We start from the raw sequence: 26167 nt of genomic DNA, 5'->3' as shown, positions 1-26167 counted from the left end.
AGGACCGCCGCCTCACTGAGAAGCCGGCCACGCGCTTCACGGTGGGCACATTCTTCGGCTCGTTCGTCTTCAACCCGCGCAAGCACCCCGACTTCGGCTGGACGTGGCTGACCAAGTTCTTCGTGATGTTCGGCTACGCCGGCATCGCGACGTTCCTGCCGCTCTACCTCGTGAACAAGTTCGAGCTCGATGAGCAGGGCGCCGTCGGCACGATCCTCATCGCGAACCTCGCGTCGATGGCCGCCATGGCGATCTCCGCCCCGCTTGGAGGGTTCCTGTCCGACAAGATCGGCAAGCGTCGCCCGTTCGTCGCGATCGCCGGAGTGATCATGGTCGTCGGGCTCGTGATCCTCGCCCTCGCGCCGTCGATCGCGATCGTCATCGTCGCGCAGGCCATCATCGGCCTCGGAGCCGGGTCGTTCCTGTCCGTCGACCTCGCACTCGCCACCGAGGTGCTTCCCAACCCCGACGACGTGGCGAAGGACCTCGGCGTGCTCAATATCGCCAATGCCCTCCCGCAGTCGATCGCTCCCGCGATCGCCCCGAGCATCATCGCTCTCGGAGCAGCCACGCCGCTCGGCGGATACACCACCTGGTACCTGTTCGGTGCGCTCGTCGCACTCGCCGGCGCCGTCCTCGTCTACCGCATCAAGGGAGTCAAGTGACCATGACAGACGTGACCACCGCCCGACCCTGGCTCGACGCGAGCCTTCCCGTCGACGACCGCGTGCAGCTGCTCCTCGACGAGATGAGCATCGAAGAGAAGGCGGGCCTGTTCTTCCACACGATGATCGCGATCGGCGACCTCGACGAGGCGAACCCGATCTTCGCGACGCCGAGCGCGCGCGACTTCGTGCACGTCAAGAACATGACGCACTTCAACCTGCTCGGCGCGGCTCCGACCGGGCGCGAGATCGCCGCGTGGCAGAACGCCCTGCAGCGCCTCGCCGCAGACACCCGACTGGGCATCCCGGTGACGCTGTCGACCGATCCGCGGCACTCGTTCAGCGAGAACCCCGGCGCGTCGATCCTGGCGGGGCCCTTCTCCCAATGGCCCGAGACGCTGGGGCTCGCGGCCACTCGCGACCCCGAGCTGGTGGAGCGCTTCGCAGATATCGCGCGTCAGGAATATACGGCCGTGGGGCTGCGCGTCGCGCTGCATCCGCAGGTCGATCTGGCCACCGAATCGCGCTGGGCTCGCCAGACCGCGACCTTCGGAGAGGACGCCGAGCTGTCGGGCATTCTCGGTGCGGCATATGTCCGTGGCTTCCAGGGCGAGACCTTCGGGCCCGGCTCCGTCTCGACCATGACGAAGCACTTCCCCGGCGGCGGACCGCAGAAAGACGGCGAGGATCCGCACTTCCCGTACGGCCGTGAGCAGGTCTACCCGGGCGGGCAGTTCGAACTGCACCTGAAGCCGTTCGAAGACGCTCTCGCAGCGGGAACCCGGCAGATGATGCCGTACTACGGCATGCCCGTCGGCACCGAGTACGAGGAGGTCGGATTCGGGTTCAACAAGTCCGTCATCACCGGGCTGCTCCGCGAGCGCTACGGCTTCGACGGCCTCGTGTGCACCGACTGGGGACTGATCAACGACGCCGAGATCTTCGGCCAGCCCTTCCCCGCCAGGGCGTGGGGCGTCGAGGACCTGACGCCGCGCGAGCGGATGCTGAAGGTGCTCGATGCGGGCGCGGATCAGTTCGGCGGCGAGGACTGCCCCGAGCTGCTGCTCGAACTCGTCGCGGACGGGTCGGTGTCGGAGGAGCGCCTCGACGTCTCGGCCCGCCGCATCCTTCGCGAGAAGTTCGAGCTGGGGCTCTTCGAGAACCCCTACGTCGATGAGGATGCCGCAGACGAGATCGTCGGACGGGCGGAGTTCCGTGCCGCGGGTGAGGCTGCCCAGCGGGCATCCGTCACGGTGCTGACGAATGATGGATCGCTGCCGTTCTCGGTCGGGATCAAGCTCTACGTCGAGGGGATCGATGCCGATGCGGCCGCGGCCTACGGCACGGTCGTCGCGACACCCGCCGAGGCCGATCTCGCGATCATCCGACTGCAGGCGCCTTTCGAGCAGCGGGAGACCATGTTCGAGAACTTCTTCCACGCGGGCTCGCTGGACTTCGCCGGCGACGTGATCGCCCACGTGAGCGAGGTGGCGAGCGTGGTGCCGACGGTCGTCGACGTGCTCGCCGACCGCCCGCCGATCCTCCAGCCGATCACCGATGCGGCGGCCGCCGTCACGGTGAACTGGGGTGTGTCGGCTGCGGCACTGCTCGACGTTCTGAGCGGCGTCGTGAATGCCCAGGGAAAGCTGCCGTTCGACCTGCCGAGGTCGATGGCGGCGGTCGAGGCCTCGCGCCCTGACGTCCCGTTCGACACCGCCGATCCGCTCTTCCGGTTCGGTCACGGTCTCGCTCTCTGACACGACCCAGCCCCTCTCGGAAACGCCCCGCAGGCATCGACCTGCGGGGCGTTTCTGCGTGCGCTGAGCGGTCGTCGATTCGTCCTGTCGAACCGCTCCGCAGGACATGCCTGTAGGGCGGTTCGAGAACAGCGCGACGAAATGTCTCGAAGAGTGACGATTCGGATAGGAAGTCTGGACGTTGGCTGGACTAAACAATCTCGATCCCGCAATACTGTCTGGACATGCGCTCGGTCGACAAGTGTCGACGCCTGGGGAGGGCCTTGTGACGCGGAACATCTGCATCACGGGAGAGGCGAATGGAAATCACGAGGGGGAAGACTCTGCGGCGACGCAGAGCCATCGGAGGGGGCATCGCCGGCGTGACCGTCGGCGCGGTCATCCTCGCAAGCGCACTGGTACCGACGGCGGCCACAGCGGCACCCGGTGACGAATCCGCGTCGAGTTCGCGATTCCTCAGCGGCAGTCTGCTGCTCGGGGGGATCTCGCTCGACGACGTCGCCGAGCTCGACGGCTCCGCCACGAGCAACAGCGGCGATCCGACGCCTGTCACCGAGACGAGCTCGCTCGATCTCACGGCGCTGAATGCCCTCAACCTCGGAATCCCGGGTGGCCTCAGTGTGCCGCTCGGTGGATTCCTCCAGCTCGGCGCGGTGAACCAGTACTCGCAGTCGTCCGACGCCGGCGTCTCGCGCGCCGCGACCGGCGCGGTCAGCGACACCGGCGTCATCGACACCACCGGCGCCGGGGCATACCCCGCGAACGCGTCGCTGAACCTGCAGGGGCTGCTCGGCTCCGCAGTGACGTCAGCGGTCGCCGACCTCGACATCTCGCTCGAGGCCATCAGCGCCGAGGTCGCCATCGACGGCGCAGGCGTCGTCACGCGCGATTACAACGTCGCCGGCGGAAACCTCCAGCTGACGCTTCCCGCCATCGGCGGCCTGGTGAACACGCTCACCGGCACCGGGGGCGTCGCATCGACGGTCGATGCCGCCGTCGCCACGCTCGCGGGCCCGAACGGGCTCCTCGCGCAGGCGCTTGCCGGCCTCAATGCCGCGCTCGCCCCGATCCTCGGGAACAGCGGCGTCAACATCGCGATCACCACGAACGTCAACGCGGCGCTGAACACGGTGCTCGACACCCCCGTGGGCGACGGGGTGATCACGGTCAACCTGCGCACGGGTGCGGTCGAGGCCGACCTCGACGCGCTGCTCTCCGACACCACAGGGCACGGCCTCAACGGCCTCGCGGTGAACGAGGAGGTGCTGTCGGCCGACGTGCTGAACAACCTGATCACGCGCGTGGGCAACGTGCTCGAGACGGTTCCGGCTCTCGTCCAGACCACCCTCACCAACACGTTGAATGCCGCGACCCTGAACATCAACGTGGCCGTGTGTCTCGTCGGAACGGGGCCGACGTGTACGACGACCCTCGTCGACATCGGCACGGGCCTTCAGGTCTCGGTTCCGAACCAGACGCTCGGCAGCGTCGTCAACGGCACCGCGACGGCGACCATCGCGCTCAAGGTGGCCGGCATCCCGATCACGATCCCCGTCGGAACTCTCCTGGGCGCTCTGACGACGCCGATCAACGCGACCCTGTTCGGACCGACGGGTGTGATCGCGACGGTCGTCCCGACGGTCACGACGGCAGTCACCACGATCATCACGGCGCTCGATCCTGTCGTCGGACTCCTCAACGGAGTCGTCTCGCTGCGTGGCAACGTGCAGCCCGACAACGGCCCGATCTACAGCGAGGAGGCGTTCGTTCTGACGGTCGGCGACCTGCTCGGCGCAGGCGGAGTCGGAACCGTGGTCCTGGCGCATGCACAGGCCGGCCCGAACGAGCTGGCTGCGGTCGTGCCGACCATCGACGCGGCGACCACCGTGCAGGCGGGCACCGATCTCTCGGTGACCGGCTCGGGCTGGCCGGCGAACACCGATGTCACCGTGCAGGTGACCGCGCCAGGCGGCGCCCCGGTGAACGACCCCGAGGTCGTGACGACGGATGGGTCCGGTGCCTTCACATACGGATACGGGATTCCGGCGGACACCGTTCCCGGCACCGGCTACACGGTGACGGCCGACGACGGCACGAGCACGGCGACCGACACGACCGAGGTCACTGCGGCTGCGGCCGTGGATGCCGCGCCTGCGGTGCAGGCGGGCACCGATCTGGGGATCTCGGGCACCGGCTGGCCGGCGAACTCGCAGGTCTCGGTGCAGCTCGCAGCTCCCGGCGGCGGCGCGAACGTCGGCGGCCCCGAGGTCGCGACGACCGACGGATCGGGCGCCTTCGTGCTCGACTACCTGGTGCCGGCAGGGACTCCTGCCGCCACCGGTTACACGGTCACGGCGACGGCGGGCACGCAGACGGCGACCGACACCACCGAGGTGACGGACGCTCCGGTCGCGACGATCGACGCCGCGGCGACGGTGCAGGCCGGCACGAACCTCGCGGTCTCCGGCACGACGTGGCCGGCGAACACGCTGGTCTCTGTGCAGCTGACCGCTCCCGGCGGCGGTGCGAACGTCGGCGGTCCGGAGACGGTGACGACGGATGGCACGGGCGGCTTCACGCTCAGCTACCCGGTTCCGGCCTCCGCGGTGCCCGGCACCGCGTACACGGTCACGGCGACCGCTGGTGCGGTCACGGCGATCGACACGACCGAGGTGACGGCCGCTGCGGCGATCGATGCCGCGGCGACCGTGCAGGCGGGCACCAGCCTTCCTGTCGCGGGCTCGAACTGGCCGGCGAACACGCTGGTCTCTGTGCAGCTCAGCGCCCCCGGCGGCGGCGCGAACGTCGGCGGTCCGGAGACGGTGACGACGGATGGCACGGGCGGCTTCACGCTGAACTACCCGGTTCCTGCCTCCGCGACACCCGGCACGGGCTACACGGTCACGGCGACCGTGGGCACGCAGACGGCGACCGACACGACCGAGGTGACGGCCGCTGCGGCGATCGATGCCGCGGCGACCGTGCAGGCGGGCACCAGCCTTCCTGTCACGGGTACCGGCTGGCCGGCGAACACGCTGGTCTCGGTGCAGCTGACAGCTCCCGGTGGCGGCGCGAACGTCGGTGGTCCGGAGACTGTCACGACGGACGGCACCGGTGGCTTCACGCTGCAGTACCCGGTTCCCGCATCCGCGACGCCCGGAACGGGCTACACGGTCACGGCGACAGTGGGCACGCAGACGGCGACCGACACGACCGCGGTCACGGCCGCGGCGACGGTGGATGCTGCGGCATCCGTCGAGGCGGGTACGAACCTCGCCGTCTCGGGCACCGACTGGCCGGCCGACACCGATGTCACGGTGCAGCTGACCGCACCGGGCGGCGCGGTGATCGGCACGCCTCAGGTGGTGACGACGGGCCCGATCGGCGGCTTCGCGATCGACTATCCGGTGCCGGCAGGAACCCCCGCAGGCACGGGCTACACCGTCACGGCGAGCGTCGGAACCCAGACGGCGACAGACACGACCGAGGTCACGGCGGCTCCTGTCGTCGTGGACGCGGCCGCATCCGTTCCCGCGGGCACCAATCTGGGCGTCACCGGAACGGGCTGGCCTGTGAACTCCACGGTGTCGCTGCAGCTGACGGCGCCGGGCGGTGGGGCGGACGTCGGTGGTCCGGTGAACGCCACGACCGACGGGTTCGGTGCGTTCACGGCGAACTATCCGGTTCCCGCTGACGCGGTTCCGGGCACGGGATACACGCTCACGGCCACGTCGGGGGCGTTCAGCGACACGGACACCACCGAGGTGACCGCGGGCGACCCGGGCGATGTCAACACGAACGCGGCCGCTTCGGCATCCGCGTCCGCTGACGCGACCGCAGACGGCGACCCATCGGCGCAGGCGGCGGCAGAGGCTGCCGCTCTCTCCGATGCGACGTCGAACGCCTCCGCGGCGGCGACGGCTGATGCGACGTCGGCGGCTGAGGCTGCGGCGACGACGGACGCTTCCACCACCGCATCCACCGACGCCACCTCGACGGCCAACGCCTCGGCGGCTGTGGCTGCTCAGGCGGCGGCTCAGGCGGATTCGTCGGATGACGTGAACGCGGATGCGTCGACGGCGGCGGACTCGAACTCGGCGGCGTCGTCGGAGTCGGCGGCGACCGCGGATTCGTCGACCACCGCCTCTTCCGAGGCCTCGGCCAACACGAACGCGGCGGCTTCGGCATCCGCGTCGGCTGACGCGACTGCAGCCGGCGACCCGTCGGCGCAGGCGGCGGCAGAGGCTGCGGCGTTCTCCGATGCGACAGCGATCGCCTCGGCGGCGGCGGATGCCAGTGCGGAGTCGGCGGCTGAGGCTGCGGCACTCACGGCGGCATCGACGGATGCGTCGACGACCTCCACCTCGACGGCCAACGCCTCGGCGGCAGTGGCTGCTCAGGCGGCGGCTCAGGCGGACGCGTCGGATGACGTGAACGCGGATGCCTCGACGGCGGCGGACTCGAACTCGGCGGCGTCGTCGGAGTCGGCGGCGACCGCGGATTCGTCGACCACCGCCTCTTCCGAGGCTTCGGCCAACACGAACGCGGCGGCTTCGGCATCCGCGTCGGCGAACGCCGATGCCTCGACCGATGCGATCGCGGAGGCGGCGGCGCAGGCTGCGGCATTCGCAGACGCCACGGCTGAAGGTTCGGCAGCGGCCGATCCGGCGGCGGAAGCCGCGGCCGAGTCTGCGGCGACGGCGACGTCGTCGACGGCAGCGACGGCGGATGCCACCTCCGAGGCGAACGCCGGTGCGGCGATCGCGGCGCAGGCGGCGGCGTTGGCAGACGCATCGACCGACACCGCGGCTGAGGCCTCGGCGACGTCGGACGCCAGCACGAGTGCGGCATCGAACGCGAGTGCGGCGGCGATCGCCAGCGCATCGACCGATGCCTCCTCGGATGCGGTCGCCACGGCGGATGCATCGGCTGCGGCTGATCCGTCTGCAGAGGTCAACACCAATGCCTCGGCATCCGCTGCGGCATCGGCTCAGGCCGACGACGACAGCAACGCCTCGGTGGAGGCGGCGGCGGTCGCGGCGGCACTCGCCGACGCGACGAGCACCGCCTCGGCGGCTGCGGATGTGACGGCGGATGCCGCGGCTTCGGCAGCGGCGACCGACGATGCCTCCACGGATGCCTCGACGACGGCCACCACGGACGCGAACGCCTCCGCGGCGGTCGCGGCCCAGGCCGCGGCGCAGACCGATGCGACCTCGACGAGCGCGGCTGACGCGTCGGCTTCGGCCGATGCCGACCCGAACTCGTCGGCGGCCGCGGCGGCCAACGCCTCGTCGTCCGCGACGGCCTCGTCGTCGGCTGCCGCTGACGCCTCGGCTGAGGCGGCTGCAGAGGCGTCGGCGTCCGCGACGGCTGAGGCTTCGGCCTCTGCGGATGCGGCGGCCGACCCGACCGGCAAGATCGCCATCGCGATCAAGGTCCCGGTTCTCGAGCGCGGCTCCCAGCAGACCGCGGTCGGCACCGGGTTCGCGCCGGGTGAATCCGTCAGCGGTGTGATGACCTCCGCCCCGATCGCGCTGGGGACTCAGGTCGCCAACGCCCAGGGCACGGTCACCTTCACCTGGACGGTCCCGTCCAGCACCGATCTCGGAACCCACACCGTGACCCTGACCGGAGCGAGCTCCGGCAGTGTGGCGGCCACGTTCCAGGTCGTCGCCTCGGGCCTCGCCACCACCGGTGGCGAGATCCAGGGCGGATGGATCGCTCTGGCGGCCCTGCTGCTGATGCTCGGACTGGGGGCGACGCGGATCGCACGATCCCGTCGGCCGATGGTCCAGGCGGAGTAGAACGCAGTGCACGAACGCTGAGAGGTCGGGGCCGTCGCTGAGGCGGCTCCGACCTTCAGCGGTGAGAAGGATGTGAATGAGCACCATGACTGAGACCTCACCGGAAGAGCAGGCGGCGTCGGCGGCCGTCGCCCAGGCACGACCCCGCCCGACCTGGTGGGTGAAGCTCATCGCGTTCGCGGCGTGCCTGCTGACCCTGTGGCATGTGGGAGCGTCGTTCCTCTGGATCGCGCCCTACTCGGCGCTGCGGGAGATCCCCACGCAGGAGGTCCTCGCCGGCTACATGCTGCCCATGTTCGGTCAGTCGTGGAGCGTCTTCGCCCCCGAGCCGATCAACGGGGACTACCACTTCAACGTCCGCGCCGTCATAGAGAAGGACGGCGAGGAGATCGAGACCGGGTGGGTGAGCGCCACCGATGTCGAGCTCTCGATGATCCGCTACAACCTCATGCCGCCCCGCGCCGGCATCCAGTCCAGCGAGGTCGCCAGCGGTCAGATGAACGCGTTCAACAAGCTGAACGCCGATCAGAAGGCCGTCGTCGGGCTCGACTTCGCCGAGGGCGACTGGGAGGAGTGGATGGTCCGCTCCTTCGACGAGCTCGAGGGGGATAACCCGTCGACCGAGGCCTACATGTCGGAGGAACACCTCTCGACCGCATACGCCACCCAGGTCGCCTACGCGATCTGGGGCGCGGATGCCGTCGTCAAGGTGCAGTACCGCGTGAGCCGGCAGAACGTGGTCCCCTATGCGGATCGCAACGACCCCGGCGCACAGCGCCCCGACCCGACCTTCTCGACGACGGGGTGGCGACTGCCTATAGAAGAGGACGGCCAGAGCCGCGAGAACTTCGCCGACACCTTCCGTGCACAGTTCGAGAGGATGCAGCCGTGAGCGCGCCGATCAAGACCGCGGCGCCCCGCGCGAACGCGAAGAAGAAGAATGCAGCGACGGGCAAGGATGCTGCGGCCGCCCGCGCGACGACCACGGCCCCCGCTCCGGCATCCGCTCCCTCGACCTTGGAGCGGGCGCCGGCACCGGCACCCGCTCCGGCCTCCGTGCCGCCGAAGTCCTTCATCACGCGCCTGCTGAGCTTCGCGTCGTCGATGATCGCGGGGCTCTGGGCGATGGTGCTCTCGGCCATCGACCGCATCTCGGCGTTCGTCGGCGACTGGCTCTTCAACGGCAAGAAGGCGCTCTACGGGCTCGCGGTCACGCGCATCCTGTTCGGTGTCACGGCGATCGGCCTGCTCGCGGCGAACTTCGGCACCCGTCTCTACACGTTCGGATCCGGGTCGGCGTGGAACGGCGAGATGGTCGAACCCGTCAGCGAGTTCCCCAAGATCTGGATCTTCAGCGCCTTCCACGCGGCGATGGGCAACGACGTCCTCTATACATCTCTCTATCTACTCCTCGGCGCGCTCGCGGTGCTGTTCGTGCTGGGGTGGCGCTTCCGCATCGTGCTACCGGTCTTCTTCTGCCTGTGGGTCGGCTTCGTCGAGGCCAACGACATGGTGGGCGATCAGGGCGACAACATGTTCCGCATCGCGCTGCTGCTGCTGTTCTTCGCCGACCCCGCCGCCCGCTGGTCGCTCGATGCCACGCGCCGAGCGAAGAGCGGCGAATGGTTCGCTCCGAACAGCCAGCCGGCGCTGCTGGGCACGGTGTTCCACAACCTGGCGCTCGTCGCACTCACCGCGCAGGTGTGCTTCGTGTACGCCTCCGGCGCGCTCTACAAGGCGGGCGGCGCTCCCTGGGAAGAGGGGTACGCGGTCTACAACCCGCTGCAGACGGCGCGGTTCGGCACCTGGCCGGTGCTGAGCGACCTCGTCACGACGTGGGGGCCGATGGTCGTCGCAGCGACGTGGGGGTCGATCATCCTGCAGGTGGCGTTCCCGCTCATGCTCCTCACCCGTCCCACGCGCCTGATCGGTCTGATCGGCATCCTCTCCTTCCACATCGGCATCGGCGTGCTCATGGGGCTGCCCTGGTTCTCGCTCACCATGATCGCGATCGACTCGATCTTCATCCGCGACCGCACGTGGGCTCGGCTCAGCTCCGGGACCAAGCGGCGGTGGGAGCAGACGAAGACCGCGCCTCCGCCCGGAACGACCGTCGAGGCCTGACGGGCCTCGCGTGGTGCCGACTGTGGTCTGACGACAATGCGGCGGGGCGGCGTGCCCGCTCGGCGTTGGAGGATGACCACAGGGCAGTTCGCTCCTGGTTGTGGCAGACCTACCATGGAGGCATCTTTACTTCCCTCTGAGAGGAATGCTCATGGTCGACGCCGCCGTCCGTCCGAAGACGACTCGCCCCCACACCGACACTGCTGACGCGAACCTGACGTTCGATGTCGCCCGGGTCACCGATCTGCTGATGGGCACCTGGGCCGACACCCGCCGCGAGGCGCGCGAGATGATCAAGGACTCGGCGTTCTGGCGCAAGGACGAACTGGGCAAGGACGAGCATCGCGAGCGCGTGCTCAGCCAGCTGCACCTGCTCGTGGAGAACAAGGCCGTGCACCGTGCGTTCCCGAAGTCGCTGGGCGGCGAGGAGAACAACGGCGGAAACATCGCGGGCTTCGAGGAACTGGTCGTCGCCGACCCGAGCCTGCAGATCAAGTCCGGTGTGCAGTGGGGGCTCTTCGGCTCCGCGATCCTTCAGCTCGGCACCACCGAGCACCACGAGAAGTGGCTGCCCGGTGTCATGGACCTGTCGATCCCCGGCGCGTTCGCGATGACCGAGATCGGGCACGGATCCGACGTCGCGGCCGTCGGCACGACCGCGACCTACGACCCCGAGACCGAGGAGTTCGTGATCAACACGCCGTTCCGCGGCGCCACGAAGGAGTACCTCGGCAACGCTGCTCTGCACGGGATCGCGGCGACCGTGTTCGCGCAGCTCATCACGAACGGCGTCAACCACGGCGTGCACTGCTTCTATGTGCCGCTGCGCGGCGATGACGGCGTCGACCTGCCCGGCATCGGCCGTGAGGACGACGGGCTCAAGGGCGGTCTCAACGGCATCGACAACGGGCGCCTGAGCTTCGACCACATCCGCGTCCCCCGCACGAACCTGCTGAACAAGTACGGCGACGTGGCCGCCGACGGCACGTACTCGAGCGCGATCGACAGCCCCGGCCGTCGCTTCTTCACGATGCTCGGCACGCTGGTGCAGGGGCGTGTCTCGCTCGACGGCGCGGCCTGCTGGGCATCCGCTCTCGGGTTGAAGATCGCGATCACCTACGCCACCCAGCGCCGTCAGTTCGACGGAGCAGACGGGCAGGAGGTCGTGCTGCTCGACTACGGCAAGCACCAGCGCCGACTGTTCCCGCGTCTCGCGACGACGTACGCGCAGATCTTCGCGCACGACGAGTTCCTGCAGAAGTTCGACGGAGTGTTCTCGGGCCGAACCGACACCCCTGCCGACCGCGAAGACCTCGAGACCCTGGCCGCGGCGCTCAAGCCGCTGTCGACCTGGCACGCGCTCGACACGCTGCAGGAGGCGCGCGAGGCCTGCGGCGGAGCCGGCTTCATGTTCGAGAACCGCCTCGTCGGGCTCCGCGCCGACCTCGACATCTACGTCACCTTCGAGGGTGATAACAATGTTCTGCTGCAACTCGTCGGCAAGCGTCTGCTCACCGACTACGCCAAGCAGTTCACGGGCAAGGATGCCGCGGCCCTCGCGAAGTTCGCCGTCGGGATGACCGCGGGCAAGGTGTTCCACGGCGCAGGGCTGCGTCAGTTCGGTCAGTCCGTCGTCGACCTGGGTCAGGTCGCACGCTCGGTCGAGAACGGTCTGCGCGAGGAGCAGCAGCACCAGCTGCTCGCCGAGCGCGTGCAGCAGATGGTCGCCGACGTGGCCGGTCGACTGCGTCCGGCGGGCAAGGACAAGGTGCTCGGCGCACAGCTGTTCAACGAGAACCAGGCCGAGCTGATCGAGGCGGCGCGGGCGCACGGCGAGCTGCTGCAGTGGGAGGCGTTCACCGATGCCGTCCACCGCGTCGAGGACGCCGACACCAAGAAGGTGCTCACGTGGCTGCGCGACCTGTTCGGCCTGCAGCTCATCGAGAAGCACCTCGCGTGGCACCTCATCAACGGGCGCCTGTCGACGCAGCGCGCGGCCGCGGTGTCGCGGTACATCGATCGGCTGTGCACGCGGCTTCGTCCGTATGCGCTCGACCTCGTCGACGCGTTCGGCTACGAGCCGGAGCACGTGCGCGCACCTATCGCCTCGGGCGCGGAGCGCGAGCGGCAGGACGAAGCACGCGAGTACTACGCGGCACTCGCGGCATCCGGAGACGCTCCGGTGCTCGAGAAGGTGCTGAAGAAGAACGCCAAGCGCTGACGCGGAGTTCGCGACTCCTCCGACACCGGCCGGGATCCTGGGATCCCGGCCGGTGTCGTCTGTCGGTGTCGTCTGACTGAGGCGCGCTCTCAGGGCTCGGGCTGAGGCGGGTACGGTGCGGGAGGCGGCTGCTGTCCGGGAGCGGGCTGCTGGCCGGGAGCTGGCGGGTACGGATGCCGTGTCGCGGTGTGTGGGAACTGCGCTGGCGGGTACTGCGCTGGCGGGTACTGCGTCTGAGCGTTCTGTGCGCCCGGATACTGGCCCGCAGAGTTCTGTGCCTGTGCGCGCGGGCCATCGCCCGGGTGCGCTGAGCCGTTGGCTGTGAGCCGCGACTGCCTCCGGACACGCAGCAGCACGACGGTGAACGTGAGATACAGCAGCCCGGCCGCTGCCCCGCCGCCGTAGAGGAGCAGGGTCGGAACCACGGTGTTCAGTCCGCGCGGCAGCTGGAACAGCATCCGGAATGTGGCATCGGGAGCGGCGATCAGCAGGATGCTGGCGATCAGCAGTGCGAGTGCCGGCAGGATGAGCGCGAAGGGAGACCACCTCGTCAGGGCGATGCCCGCGAGAACGAGCAGGGTGCCGGCGAAGACCGTCGCTGCCGCGGCGGGGCGGAGGTCGAACTGGAATCGCTGCAGGGCGTAGAGCGCGCCGTCGGCGATGCCCCAGATGATCGCCCAGGCGCCTACGGTCAGCAGCAACGGGGCGGCGACGATGCCGATCACGCCGAGAGCGGTGCCCTTCGGACGCGGGTCTCGGCGGACGAGAGCGAGCACCAGCCCCATCGCCCCGAGAGCTGTCAGCACGATGAGAGGCAGTCCGTAGACGAGGCCGTCGCCCCAGCCCCGCGGTTGGATCCGGATGATCCACGAAAGCGTCACGGGGAACACCGCGACGATCAGTGGAGCGATGCTGAAGATGCCGACGACGATCAGGCCGGCGGAACTCCAGATGCCGGTGAGCACCACCAGAATGAGCAGCGCGAGCCCGAGGGTCTGCAACAGCAGCGCGCCGATCAGCGGCGTCAGGTACCCGTCGAACCCGTACGAGAAGAATGTGAGATTCATCGTCTGTCCGCCGATGGACAGCAGTATCAGGGCGATCGGCGTCAGTATGAGAGCCATCAGGATCGTGATCAGGCGGGCGGTCAAGGATGATCGGCGCATAGGACTTCCCCTCCGGAGTCGTAGCCCCACGGTACCGATCCGAGTGCCGGAACGACACAGGTTCACCCCGTAGTGTCGACCTGCCCCACCCGAACCGACCCGAGGAGTCTTCGATGACCCGTGTCCACGCCTACGCCGCACCGAGCGAAGCCGCGCCGCTCGAGAAGACCGTGATCGAGCGCCGAGAGCTCGGTGCCCACGACATCCTGATCGACATCGCGTTCGCGGGGATCTGCCACTCCGACATCCACACCGTCCGTGGCGACTGGGGCCCGCAGAGCTATCCGCTCGCGCCGGGGCACGAGATCGCCGGAATCGTCGCAGCCGTCGGTTCCGAGGTCACGAAGCACGCGGTCGGCGACCGCGTCGGCGTCGGTTGTCTCGTGAACTCCTGCGGAGAGTGCCGCAACTGCCTGCGCGGAGACGAGCAGTTCTGCTCGAACGGTGCGATCTTCACCTACGGCAGCACCGATCGTGACGGCACCGTCACGCAGGGCGGCTACTCCGAGCAGGTCGTCGTGACCGAGTCGTTCGCCGTGCGCATCCCCGAAGCCCTCGCGCTCGATGTCGCCGCGCCCCTCCTCTGTGCCGGTATCACCACGTACTCGCCGCTGCGGCATTGGAACGTCGGACCCGGCACCCGCGTCGCCGTCGTCGGGCTCGGTGGACTCGGCCACATGGGCGTGCAGATCGCGCATGCTCTCGGAGCTGAGGTGACCGTGTTGTCGCAGACCCTCAGCAAGAAGGATGACGGAATCCGCCTCGGCGCCGACCACTACTTCGCGACCAGTGACCCCGAGACGTTCCGATCGCTGCGCGGGTCGTTCGACGTGATTCTCAACACCGTCAGTGCCGTCGTCGACCTGCGCGCCTACCTCGGCCTCCTCGACGTGGGCGGGTCGATGGTCTGCGTCGGCGCACCGGCCGAGCCGCTCGCCGTCAACGTCTCATCGCTGATCGGCGGACGCCGCTCGCTCGCCGGATCGAACATCGGTGGCATCCGCGAGACGCAGGAGATGCTCGATTTCTGTGCTGAGCACGGCATCGCGTCGGAGATCGAAGTGATCAGCGCGGCGCAGATCAACGAGGCCTACGAGCGCGTGCTCGCCTCGGACGTGCGCTACCGCTTCGTCATCGACGCGAAGACCATCGCTGACTGACGCCGTCATGAAGGTGTGATCGAAGTGGCCCTGCTCATCGAGCGGGGCCACTTCGGCGTTCGGGGAGGGGCTGTCGTCCTCGCTCTGCTCTCGTTCTCTCGTGCGTGTGCCTGCGCTCTGCGGGAGGTGCCTGTGCTCTGCGGGAGGTGCCTGTGCTCTGTGGGAGGTGCCTGTGCTCTGTGGGAGGTGCCTGTGCTCTGTGGGAGGTGCCTGTGCTCTGTGGGAGGTGCCTGTGCTCTGTGGGAGGTGCCTGTGCTCTGCGGGAGGTGCCTGTGCTCTGCGGGAGGTGCCTCTTGCGGTGGTGTTCTTGGCGGGCCGCTCGCGGGTCGTGACTTTCTCTATCGGCGGGCCCGTCCGGTTCGTGGCATTCTCATCGGGCTGAATCTACGGATCGACTTCCTCTCATGTCGTTGCCGTCTCTGGTGGCATTCCGACTGAGTCGATCCGCGTCATTCTGGGAGATTGGAATACGCCTCTGAACTGGGGTAAAACGCGGTCGTTTCGGGTCTTGAGTGTCGGTGGTCCCGTGTTGACTTGCGGGTATGAACAGCACCGCGGAGCTTCTGGATCGGGTCATCGCCGACCTCGACACGGTGCTGTCCGACGACGCGCTCGCCGGGCTGACCGATGCGGACCGGATCACGGTGTTGCAGGGCGCGGGGGCCGCGTTCCGGCGGGTCGAGGCGGTGATCGTGGAGACGGTCGCGACGGGTGATGCGGTGGACTTCCCGCACTCGGCGGGGTGCCGGGGCCTGAACGAGTTGTTGCAGCGGACGGTGCGGGTGGACGTGCGGGCGGCGTCTCGGGTCAACACGGTCGTCGATCTGGTGCGACGCCCGATGAGTCTGGCGGGGGAGCGGATGCCGGCCCGCTGGTCCGAGCTGCGGCTCGCGCTGCTGGACGGGGTGGTCGGGGTGGCGGGGTTCCTCGCCGCGACCGGTCCGATCGAGCGGGTGTGGGATCGCCTCACGGTCGATCAACGGTTGGCGGCGGATGTCGCCTTGGCAGGGTGTGCGCGCGGGCACGGCCTCGTCGATGATGATGATGCGGATGCTGAGGATCTCGAGGCGGATGCGTCGGGCCCTGCGCCGACGGTGCAGGACTTGAAAGCTCTCGCGGAGGATCTCGCGTCGATGTTCGACCCCGACGGGGAAGAGCCCAAGGACGAGGACTCCCGGCGTCGCCGCGGGATCACGATCGGTCTGTTGAAGGACGGTGTGCACGCGATCCGCGGGTACCTGACCCCGGACGTCGCGGCGCAACTGCAGCTGATCCTCGACGCGATCCTCAACCCCAAGGGTGACGGCCCCCCGATGCCCGGCGTGCACTTCGCACCCGGCGACGGCGCCGATGTCGACACCGATGTGGATGCGGATGCGGATGCGGATGCGGGTGCAGGTGCAGACTCTGACGCAGACTCAGACCCGTTCAACTCGGATCCGCGGTGTGTGTTCGATGACCGGACCTCGGCGCAGAAGCGTCACGATGCCCTCGCGACGGTCTTCCAGATCGCCGCCCGCCACAAGAACATGCCCACGCTCGGCGGGTCGTCACCGGTCCTGGTCGTGAACGTCGATGCGAAAGACCTCGCCACGCACGTCGGTCACGGCGTCGGCGCTGGCGCTGCCTTCGGGTCCGCTGTCTCCGGAAGGAGTGGCGACCACGGGAGTGGTGCGTCCGGAACCCAGGGCCGCCACGGGAATGGCGGGTGGGCGACGATCCCCGGGTCCGGCGCCCACGTGCCGGTCTCGGTCGCGGCGCAGGTCGCCTGCGCCGGGACGATCCAACGTGTCCTGTTCGACGAGGGGCGGATCATCGGGATCACCACCACCGACCGCATCTTCACCGTGCACCAGCGCCGGGCGATCATCGCCCGCGACAAGGAGTGCCTGATCCCCGGATGTCATGTTCCGGCGTCGTGGTGTGAGATCCATCACGTCACGGAACATGCGAGGGGTGGGCCGACGCATACGGACAACGGTGTGCCGTTGTGCTGGTGGCATCACCGATCCCTCGGAGCCTCCGGGTGGGAGATCCGGATGGACGAGGGCCTCCCACAGGTGCGGGGCCCGAGATGGTGGGATTCCGAACAGCGATGGCGCGTACCGAGGCTCAGCCTCCCCCGGATCCCCCGCGGTTCACTGGAACTCGCTCGCACCGGCTGAATCCGCCAACACCGTGGGTCGATTCCGCGTGGGCGCATCGAATGCACCGCTCCGAGCGCCGCCCGCCACCACCACTGCGTGGCACCCACCACTGGGTGGCACCCACCACTGCGTGGCACCCACCACTGAGTGCCACCCACCACTGCGTGCCACTCAGCACGTCACTGCACGCACTACTGAGCGCTGAGCCTCGAGCACTGACTGCTGCAGAGCGACTACTGGTTGTCCGCTCTCGGCACGCGCACGCGCATCCCCGAGGCGATGTGCGACCCCGCGCAGGAGGTTGGCTGGTGAATGCCGGCCCGATGCCTTCCGTCCTGAAGGTATTCGCACGTCCGAGCAGACCTCCACTCACCAGCGTTCCGCACCATGAGAAAGGCATGACCATGTCGATGGGTTCCCTCGAGGAACAGCTGCGACCTCAATTGCTCAGTGGCCTCGCATACGAGCGACTGCTTGCAGAGATCATCAGCGGCAGGCTCGCCCCCGGTCAGCGTCTTCGTCTCGATCTGCTCGCTCACAGCTGGGCGGTCTCGCGGACACCCGTTCGGGAAGCGCTCACGCGTCTCTCCGACATGCGGTTCGTGCACGTCTCCCCGAACGCCGGAACTCGCGTCGCGGACTGGTCGTGCGTCGACATGATCGAGCGCGTGCGCGTCATCGATCGACTGATCGTCAAGGAGTCGCTGACGGGCTCACGAGCGGAGTCACTGTCCGGCGCGCTCGCCACCCGCACCCCGCTCACCGATACCGACTGCGAGCTCACCTGGTATCTCGACCTCGCCGAAGCGCTCATCTGCCGCGAGTTCGGTCGCCTCGGCCCGCTGATCGTCGGCGATCACATCGACCCGCTTCGGCTCTTCGTCGACCCCGACACGGCCCGCCGCCATGGCGTGGACGTCGACTCGGGGCGCCCACGCAGGCGAGCACTCCTCGCCTCTGTTCGTGCCGCGCTCGCTCAGGGCGGCCACGATGCTGCCTCCGAAACGCTGGATGCCTTCGGAGCGTCATTCCTCGAGATGCTCGGGGCACCACCCGCGGCATCCCCTCGACGGGGTGCGGCAAGCGAACCTCCCCTTCGCTGACCGCCACCCTTCGACCGGCGCCCCACGCCGATCGAGCAATCTGCGACGCCGGTTCCGACCGGACCGATCTCCCCATCGGCCCGGTCGACATCGCACAGCGATCCCTTGACCGGCGCAGCAGGACACCGGGTGTGGGCGAGCGCATGCTCGTCCACACCTTTCGTCCACAGTCGCCACTCGGGCCCGCATCCGTGCGAGCACCGCCAGAAGCCTGCCCATGTCCGTGCGCCCGGATAGCGTGAGGTCATGACGTCTCTGATCGCCGGGCCTGACCATCGCGAACGCTGCGCCTGGGTGGGTGACGATGCGGAGTACCGCCGCTACCACGACGAGGAGTGGGGAACCCCTCTGCACGGCGATCGTGCACTGTTCGAGAAGATGGCACTCGAAGGGTTCCAGGCGGGGCTCTCCTGGATCACCATCCTCCGCAAGCGGCCTCGATTCCGAGAGGTCTTCGCCGGATTCGACGCTCAGACGGTCGCTGAGTTCGACGAGTCCGACATCGAGCGGCTCATGGCGGATGCGGGGATCATCCGCAACCGCGCGAAGATCGAGGCCACGATCGGCAACGCCTCCATCGTCCGGACGATGCACGACGGCGAACTGGATGCGCTGATGTGGTCGTTCGCACCGGCCCCCGGCATCCGCCCGGCCTCCTTCGCCGACGTCCCCGCAGTCACGCCCGAATCCACGGCCATGAGCAAAGAGCTGCGCCGACGCGGCTTCCGCTTCGTCGGACCCACCACCATGTACGCGCTGATGCAGTCAGCTGGGATGGTCGATGACCACATCGAAGGATGCTGGCGCGCCTGAATCCTGCACCGCACGCCGCTGCGGGGCGACGAGCGACCCTCGGGATCGTCGATCCCCTCGATATACTCTGTGATAGGGGGGAACGCCCAGCGCAGCGCGCCGGGTTCATGCAGGGCGCGGTCTCCCCACCTGACCGTGAGGAGCATGAGTGGCAACGCGCATGGCATCGACACCGCCGACGCTGGCGGGGTACAGCTACGTGCGTCCGCTCGGTTCCGGTGGCTTCGCCGACGTGTTCCTCTACGAGCAGGACATGCCCCGTCGCGTCGCTGCGGTGAAGGTGCTTCTCGCGGATGCGGTCAACCGCGAGGTGCTGCGCACCTTCAACGTCGAGGCCGACATCTCCGCCCGACTCAGTGCGCACCCGTCGATCGTCACGATCTACCAGGCATCGATCTCGGCTGACGGCCGCCCGTACTTCGCGATGGAGTACTGCCCCGACACCATGAGCGCCCGGTACAAGAAGGCGCCGCTCGCGCTCGCGGAGGTCCTCGATACCGGCGTGCGCATCGCCGGCGCCCTCGAGACCGTGCACCGGGCAGGTCTGCTTCATCGCGACATCAAGCCCTCGAACGTCCTCATCAACTCCCTCGGCGCTCCCGTGCTCGCCGACTTCGGCATCGCTGCCGCCGTGATCGACGAGGGCGACGGCGAGACCATCGCGATGTCCGTGCCGTGGAGCTCGCCCGAGGTGCTGCAGGAACGCGTCTCCGGGTCGGTGCCGAGCGAGATCTGGAGCCTCGGCGCGACGCTGTACACGCTGCTCGCCGGGCGCAGCCCCTTCGAGCGCCCCGACCGCGGGTCGAACTCGCGCGACCAGCTCACCGATCGCATCGTCAAGGCCCGATACACCGCTGTGCCCGTGCCCGGCATCCCGCCGATCATCGACGAGATCTTCGCGACGGCGATGCACCGCGATCCTGCCAAGCGTTTCGCGAGCATGGCCGACTTCGCCGAACGGCTGCGCTGGGCGCAGTACGAGCTGGGCATCCACCCGACGGCGTTCGAGGCGGCATCCGCCGAATGGGCGGCCGCGGCCCCGGTGAGCTTCTCGGATTCCGCGCCGCGCGGGCCCGTGATCACCACCGTGGCCCCCGACTCGCGGCGGGCCGTCCGCGCGGCGCGCCAGCAGGCCGCACCCCGCGACCGTGACGACCTGCCCGCCGCCCGCACCAAGACCCGCTCGCCCCTCATCGCGGGAGTGATCGGCGCGTTGATCGGCGCCGCCGTGCTCGCCGGAGTCGGCATCGCGGTCCTCTACCTGACAGGGATCCTCTGATGGCCATCGGCGACCGCAACCGCGCGGAGACGAAGCCCCGGTCGCGAGGCCGTCTGATCGCCGCGATCTCGGGTGTCGCCGCCCTCGCCGTCGTGGTCACCCTCGCCGTCACGGCGCAGGGATACCAGTCGCAGGAGGTGCCCCGCCTCGAATCCGCGGTCTGGGTGATGCGCGACAGCGGCCAGTACGCCCGAGTCAACACCGAGCTCGCCGAAATCGACACGGTGCGCAACGTCGACGATCCCGAGGCCGTCTGGCAGAGCGGCTCTGCGGCCGTGCTGTACGCGCAGGGGAACAGGCAGCGCTGGGATCTCGACCCCGCCAGCCCGACCGACCTGCTCTCCGACTCGTCCGATGCGGGCACCCCGCTCGCCTCCGAGCCGACCCCTGCGGGTACGCGGGAGATCCTCTCCGCGGGTCCCTACGTGGCCTACCGCACCGACACCGGTCAGGTCTCGGTGACGACGCTCGACGCCGGCGCGGCCACCGCGCTCGTCGACCCGTTCGCGGGCGTCGAGGTCGAAGAGGGCGAAGACCCGCCGACCTACACGGCCGATGCGATCGGGCTCTCGCCCGAGGGTCTGCTCGTGCTGTACTCGGCTGATGAGGGCGCGGTGCGCCGGTTCGACATCGACGAGCACCGATTCCTCGGCGATCCGGCATCCGTCTCCTCGGCTCCCGACGCGGGCGAGGGGCTCTCCGTCACCGTCGTCGGCGACCGCTGGGCGATGCTGCAGACGGGGTCCGGTGAGCTGTGGCTCCAGGGCCGAGACGAACCCGTCGAGCTCGATGTCGCCGAGGACGCTCGCCTGCAGGAGGGCGCCGCTTCCGGAGAGTCCTTGTTCATCGCCGACTCCGACGGGCTCGTGTCCGTCGACCTCGCCTCCGGCGAGTCCGAGCGCGTCGCCGATGCGACCGGTGTTCCGGCAGCCCCCGTGGTCGTGGGTGACGAGACCTATGCCGCCTGGCTCGACACCGGCGCGGGCACCCTGTGGACCGACGGCGAGACCGTGCCGCTGCGCGTCCCGGACGAGGCGCTCGATTCCGCGACGATCGAACCGGTCTTCCAGGAGAACGGCGACCGCGCCGTGCTGAGCGAGACGGGCACCGGACTCATCTGGACCGCGCCCGACGGCGTGCTGATCCCGCTCGAGCAGTGGGCCATCGAAGACGACACGGAGCAGCAGGAGGGCACCATCATCGTCGAGGACGTGGCGGAGCAGCTGCCGCCCGTCGCTGTCGACGATGCGTTCGGCGTCCGCGCCGGCGAGCAGGTGATCCTCCCGGTGCTGCTGAACGACCACGATCCGAACAAGAAGGACGTCCTGACGATCGACCCCGACTCGGTGGCGGGTGGTCTCGGGGATCCCGCGTTCGGCGACCTGACTCTCGTCGCCAACGGTCAATCGCTGGTCGTCAACGTCAAGGCGGGATCGGGCCAGACCTCGTTCACCTACGCCGTGACCGACGGCGCCGCGGTGTCGTCACCGGCGACCGTGACCCTGAACGTCGTCGACGCGGGCGTGAACTCGGCACCCGTGTGGTGCGGCGTCGACGCCTGCCAGCAGGAGTGGCCGACCCCTCAGCTCCTCCCCGGCGGCAGCACCGTCGTCTCCGCCCTCTCCGGCTGGGTCGACCCCGAAGGCGACCCCTTCGTGCTCAGCGACGCCTATGAGACCGACTCGTCATCGCCGGTGATGGTCGTCCCGATGGCGGACGGTCGTGTGGCCATCCGTCACACCGACCCGAACGCGGCGGATGCGGTGATCGCCGTCACCGTGGTCGTCGAGGACGTGCACGGCGCGACCGCCGAGAAGACCCTCGACGTGCAGGTCACCGGGAGCCCTGCCCTCGTGGCATCGCCCGTCGCGTTGACAGCCCGTGTGGGTGAGCTGCAGTCCATCCGCATCTCCGACCACCTGTCGGGCGGCTCAGGCTCGTACCGACTGGTCGACGCGGTGCAGACGGCCGCCACCGCGCAGGGCCTCGAAGTCACGCCGAACGCGGCCTCGGGCACGGTCGAGCTGACCGTCGCCGAGCCGGGTCAGTACGTCGTGACGTACACCGCCCAGGACGTCTCGACGCAGGCCGAGCAGTCCGCGGTCATCCGCATCACCGCCGTCGACGGCTCGTCCGGCCTGGCGATGGCGCCCCTGACCGCCTTCGTGCGCGAGGGGGAGGACACCACCGTCGACGTGCTGCGTGCAGTGCAGAACACCAGTGGTCGGGTGCTGATGCTGTCCGACGCCGTGAGCTCGACCCCGCAGCTGAATGTGCGGGTGGTCGGCAACGAGAGCATCCGCGTGAACGGCACGACCGAAGACGGCGAGCCCGGAGTCATCGGCAGGGCCACCGTCACCGTCGCCGACGGATCGGGAGCAGCGGTACAGGGCACCGTCACGGTCTTCCTCACCCCGCCGTCGACCGTGACCCGTCCGATCGTGTTCCCGGATGCGATCACGGTGCGCGCCGGCTCCCTCACCCGCATCAGCGTCACAGCGAACGACGTCGCTCCGCGAGGTGAGCCGCTGGTCGTGCTCCCCGAGGTCACCGGCTCCGGCGAGGCCGGCGAGCTCGTCTTCGCCGACCGCAACGCGCTGCGGTACCTCGCACCGACCACGCCGGGCACCTACCGGCTGACCTACTCCGTCTCGCTCGAGCGCAATCCGTCGCTCTCCGACAACGGCACCGTGACGGTCACGGTCGTGCCCCCGGGGACGAACCGCGCGCCGACGCCGACCACTCTGACCGGCCGGGTTCTCAGCGGCCAGACGGTCTCGCTCCGCGTCCCGGCGAACGGGATGGACAGCGACGGCGATCGTGTGGTTCTCGCCGGCATCGAGCAGCCCGAGAAGGGCGCGGGCACCGCGACGATCTCGGCGAGCGGCGAGTCCATCGTCTACCGGGCCCCCGCAGCCGGTGTGCAGGGCGGCCAGGCCAGCTTCCGCTACACGGTGCGCGACCCGCAGGGAGAAGAGGGCACGGGTGTCGTTCGCATCGGGGTGCTCGACGCGGATGTCGATGATTCCGCCCCCGTGACCTTCAGCGACTATGTGCGCGTCGAGGCGGGGTCGAAGACCCCGATCGTGCTCGATCCCCGTTCGAACGACCTCGATCCCGCGCAGAGCGAGCTCGAGATCACCGAGCTCGTGCCCAACGCGCCCCCGGTCAAGGGCAATCCGCTCTACGACCGGCTGAATGCGTTGATCGATTCCGACACCGACCTCGATGAGGGCCGGGTCGTGCTGCGTGCCGGCGACACCGCCGGCACCAACTCCTACTTCTACACGGTCAAGTCAAAGCGCACATCGAGCACCGCGCAGGGCCTGATCGTCGTCACGGTGACCGACGGCGCCGTCGCCGATCAGCCGAGTGTCGCCGACACCGTCCTCACCGCACGCGACCGCGACGACCTCGCGGACCGCGGAATCGACGTCGTGAAGGATCGCGTGAGCTGGCCGTCGGGCGACACGTCCTCACTGACCCTGAGCCTGTGGGGAGACCAGCCCGGATACACCGTGCAGGGCAACCGCATCGTGGGCACCGCGCCGGCCGAAGGCGCGCTCGTCCCGTTCCAGCTCAAGGGCAAGGGGTCGGGCGGACGCGACGTCGTCGCGTATGGATTCCTGCGCATCCCCGCCTTCGACGACATGCAGGTGCAGCTCAAGCCTGGCTCGACGCCCGTCGTGGTCGACGAGGATGCCGCGGCATCGTTCGACGTGAGCGACTACGTCGATCTGACCGCATCGGATGCCGTCGAGGTCGGCAGCGGTCAGTTCAGCGCCCAGCGCGCGGCTGCCTCGTGCGTCGCGGAGGGATCGAGCGGCGCGAGCTACCGGGCGGGCCGCGAGGCTCCATGGTCGGACACCTGCCTGGTGCCCGTGCGGCTGAAGGGGCAGGAGCGCTGGTCGTACATCGACGTGCCCATCAGCATCCGTCCGGCCGAGCCGCAGCTGCTGCTCTCGTCCATCTCGCACACGATCGCCCCCGGTGCGACCGAGACGATCGACATGTACGCCAACATGGCCGCCTGGGAGGGCGGGCGCGAGGGCAACGCCGGGTCGCTCGTGTACCGGGTCGTGTACTCCGGGTCGGCTTTCATCGTGACGCCCAACGGCAAGACCCTCACGATCGAGGCCCGCGCCGATGCGAAGCCCGGCAACAGCGAGAACATCAGCGTCACGGTCGAGCAGTACGGGCAGCCCTCGGCATCCGTCCGCCTCGTCGTCGGTGCCGCTCCGCCGGATGCCCCGCGAGGGGCCACCTTCACGAAGCAGTGCATCGTCACGAGCCCGAACTGCACGATCGACGTGGTCGACGTGGCGGGCGAGTACGACCCCTTCGTGGGCAAGCCCGGCTCCGGGCTGCGACTGATGTCGCTCGGCGCGGGAGCGCGCTGCGACGTGGCCTCGATCTCGACGTCGGGCAGCAAGGCGATCACGGCGAGCTGGCCCGGCGGCGGACAGGCGCCCGGCGGACAGTGCGTCATCCCGTTCGTGGTGTCGGACGCCCAGGGCCGCACCGGAACAGGAACTCTCACACTCGACCTGCAGGGCTTCCCGCAGGCGCCCGCGAGCGTCACCACCGTTGGCTTCACCCGCACGACCGTCGTGCTCGAGGTGCCCCTCGGTGAGGCCGGGCGCGCGCACCCGAGCGTCTCGGGAGTGACCATCATGCAGGACGGCTCGCCGGCGAACGCGTCGTGCAGTCCCGCGGGAGGCGCATACCGCTGCACCGTGAACGGGCTCGTCAACGGAGCGCCGCACGTCTTCACCGCAGCCGCCGTGAACGCCGTCGGCACGTCGGCCACGACCTCGCCCCTCACGAGCTGGGCGTATGCCGCGCCGGTCGTCTCGAACGCGACCGCGACGCCGGTCTACCGTCCGGGCCAGTCCGACCGCGGGCGGGGCATCGTCGCCCTCGCGATCGACGCCTCGGATGACGCACTGGCCTTCCGCATCGAGGAGACGGGTGAGGTCATCAACCGCAACGGGTCGACGACCCAGGCCGAGATCGCTCTCTCGCCCGGAGCGCAGAACCTCACGATCGTCCCGATCAGCCAGTTCCAGCCCCCGAACGGCGAAGGCGGCAACGAGGGCGGCGCGTTCCGCACGTCGGTGACGGTGGCGGGCGCCCCGTACTTCGATCCGTCGTGGACCAACGCCTCCGCAGCATCCAACACGTCGATCAACGTGGCGGGAATCGCCGCCCAGGCCAACGGCAGCGCACAAGGCCTCGACGTCGTCTACGTCGCCTGGCGCTCGGGCAACGCCAGCTGCAGCGCCGACGGCAATGGCCGGCTCTCGGTCTCCGGCGCCGAGGTGCAGTCCGCCTCGCCGTCGCTGCAGGGGCTTCAGGCCTATCAGGTCTACAACGTCAAGGCGTGCGCCTCGAATGGCTACGGCGTCGCAGAGTCCTCGACGGCGACGGTGTTCACATTCACCTTCGTCGACGGCCCTGGCGGCAACACGACCTACACGGTGGCGACCTCGCCGTCGAAGAACGGCGACCGGTACTCGTACGGGCTGTCGTCGGCCCCGGCCATCAACGTCGAAGACGGATTCGTCGCGAAGTACAGCATGTACGGCGCGTGGCGAGACGACTTCTTCCTCAACGCCGATGCGTCTCCGGGGCAGGTACGTGCTCGCGCGTGCCACGCGCAGCAGACGAACTCGTGCTCAGGTGAGGTCAACATCACCGCGACGACCGCACCGACGATCGTCGACGTCGACTTCCGGCAGTGCATGCCTGCGCGTGAATCCGATGTCGTCACGGTGTCGGGAGCGGCCAGTGGATCGTATGACCGGGTCGTCACGCCCGTCGCCGACACCCCCGGTGCCTTCGACGTGAAGATCACCTGGAAGGGCGCATACGCGACCCTGTCACCCATCACCCATCGAGTGACGGGCGCCTGCCCCTGAGGCG

General features: G+C 69.0%; 13 protein-coding genes. 12 read left to right on the top strand and 1 reads right to left on the bottom strand.

What is annotated here, in order from left to right:
- The 6 genes from OD997_RS18140 to OD997_RS18115 form a co-directional block, all read left to right on the top strand.
- Nucleotides 1–665, top strand: a 665-nt coding sequence (locus OD997_RS18140) for an MFS transporter (RefSeq protein ID WP_434332937.1), incomplete at its 5' end; no start/stop codon positions are given.
- A 2-nt stretch (nucleotides 666–667) separates the two neighbouring features.
- Complete coding sequence (locus OD997_RS18135; RefSeq protein WP_434332936.1) at nucleotides 668–2422, top strand: glycoside hydrolase family 3 protein; 1755 nt, start codon at nucleotides 668–670, stop codon at nucleotides 2420–2422.
- Between the two features lie 299 nt (nucleotides 2423–2721).
- Complete coding sequence (locus OD997_RS18130) at nucleotides 2722–8229, top strand: choice-of-anchor G family protein (RefSeq protein ID WP_434332935.1); 5508 nt, start codon at nucleotides 2722–2724, stop codon at nucleotides 8227–8229.
- 76 nt (nucleotides 8230–8305) lie between these two features.
- Nucleotides 8306–9121 carry a DUF5819 family protein gene (locus OD997_RS18125; RefSeq protein WP_434332934.1) on the top strand — a complete coding sequence of 272 codons (816 nt, stop codon included), beginning with the start codon at nucleotides 8306–8308 and terminating at the stop codon, nucleotides 9119–9121.
- Nucleotides 9118–10353, top strand: a complete 1236-nt coding sequence (locus tag OD997_RS18120) for an HTTM domain-containing protein (RefSeq protein ID WP_434332933.1) — start codon at nucleotides 9118–9120, stop codon at nucleotides 10351–10353. The genes OD997_RS18125 and OD997_RS18120 overlap by 4 nt, the downstream gene beginning before the upstream one ends.
- A 151-nt stretch (nucleotides 10354–10504) precedes the next feature.
- On the top strand, nucleotides 10505–12574 hold the full coding sequence (locus OD997_RS18115; protein WP_434332932.1) for an acyl-CoA dehydrogenase family protein: 2070 nt from the start codon (nucleotides 10505–10507) through the stop codon (nucleotides 12572–12574).
- 89 nt (nucleotides 12575–12663) lie between these two features.
- Here the strand turns inward: OD997_RS18115 and OD997_RS18110 are convergent, their stop codons facing one another.
- Complete coding sequence (locus tag OD997_RS18110; RefSeq protein WP_434332931.1) at nucleotides 12664–13698, bottom strand: hypothetical protein; 1035 nt, start codon at nucleotides 13696–13698, stop codon at nucleotides 12664–12666.
- Between the two features lie 155 nt (nucleotides 13699–13853).
- Between OD997_RS18110 and OD997_RS18105 the strand changes: the two genes are divergently transcribed.
- The 6 genes from OD997_RS18105 (at nucleotide 13854) to OD997_RS18080 (ending at nucleotide 26163) form a co-directional block, all read left to right on the top strand.
- Nucleotides 13854–14900: an NAD(P)-dependent alcohol dehydrogenase gene (locus OD997_RS18105; protein ID WP_434332930.1), complete on the top strand. Its 1047-nt coding sequence runs from the start codon at nucleotides 13854–13856 to the stop codon at nucleotides 14898–14900.
- A 542-nt stretch (nucleotides 14901–15442) separates the two neighbouring features.
- The gene (locus OD997_RS18100; protein WP_434332929.1) at nucleotides 15443–17065 is read left to right on the top strand and encodes a DUF222 domain-containing protein; all 1623 of its coding nucleotides are present in this window, start codon (nucleotides 15443–15445) and stop codon (nucleotides 17063–17065) included.
- A gap of 380 nt (nucleotides 17066–17445) precedes the next feature.
- Complete coding sequence (locus OD997_RS18095; RefSeq protein ID WP_434332928.1) at nucleotides 17446–18150, top strand: GntR family transcriptional regulator; 705 nt, start codon at nucleotides 17446–17448, stop codon at nucleotides 18148–18150.
- 246 nt (nucleotides 18151–18396) lie between these two features.
- Nucleotides 18397–18963 carry a DNA-3-methyladenine glycosylase I gene (locus tag OD997_RS18090; protein WP_056310022.1) on the top strand — a complete coding sequence of 189 codons (567 nt, stop codon included), beginning with the start codon at nucleotides 18397–18399 and terminating at the stop codon, nucleotides 18961–18963.
- Between the two features lie 148 nt (nucleotides 18964–19111).
- On the top strand, nucleotides 19112–20242 hold the full coding sequence (locus OD997_RS18085; protein ID WP_434332927.1) for a serine/threonine-protein kinase: 1131 nt from the start codon (nucleotides 19112–19114) through the stop codon (nucleotides 20240–20242).
- Entirely contained in the window at nucleotides 20242–26163 is a 5922-nt protein-coding gene (locus OD997_RS18080) for an Ig-like domain-containing protein (protein WP_434332926.1), read from the top strand. The genes OD997_RS18085 and OD997_RS18080 overlap by 1 nt, the downstream gene beginning before the upstream one ends.
- Nucleotides 26164–26167: the final 4 nt, after the last annotated feature.

It is taken from the genome of Microbacterium sp. CGR1 (assembly GCF_051062835.1).
In the GTDB taxonomy this organism is placed as follows: Bacteria; Actinomycetota; Actinomycetes; order Actinomycetales; family Microbacteriaceae; genus Microbacterium.
This window is presented reverse-complemented; position numbering and strand designations above follow the sequence as displayed.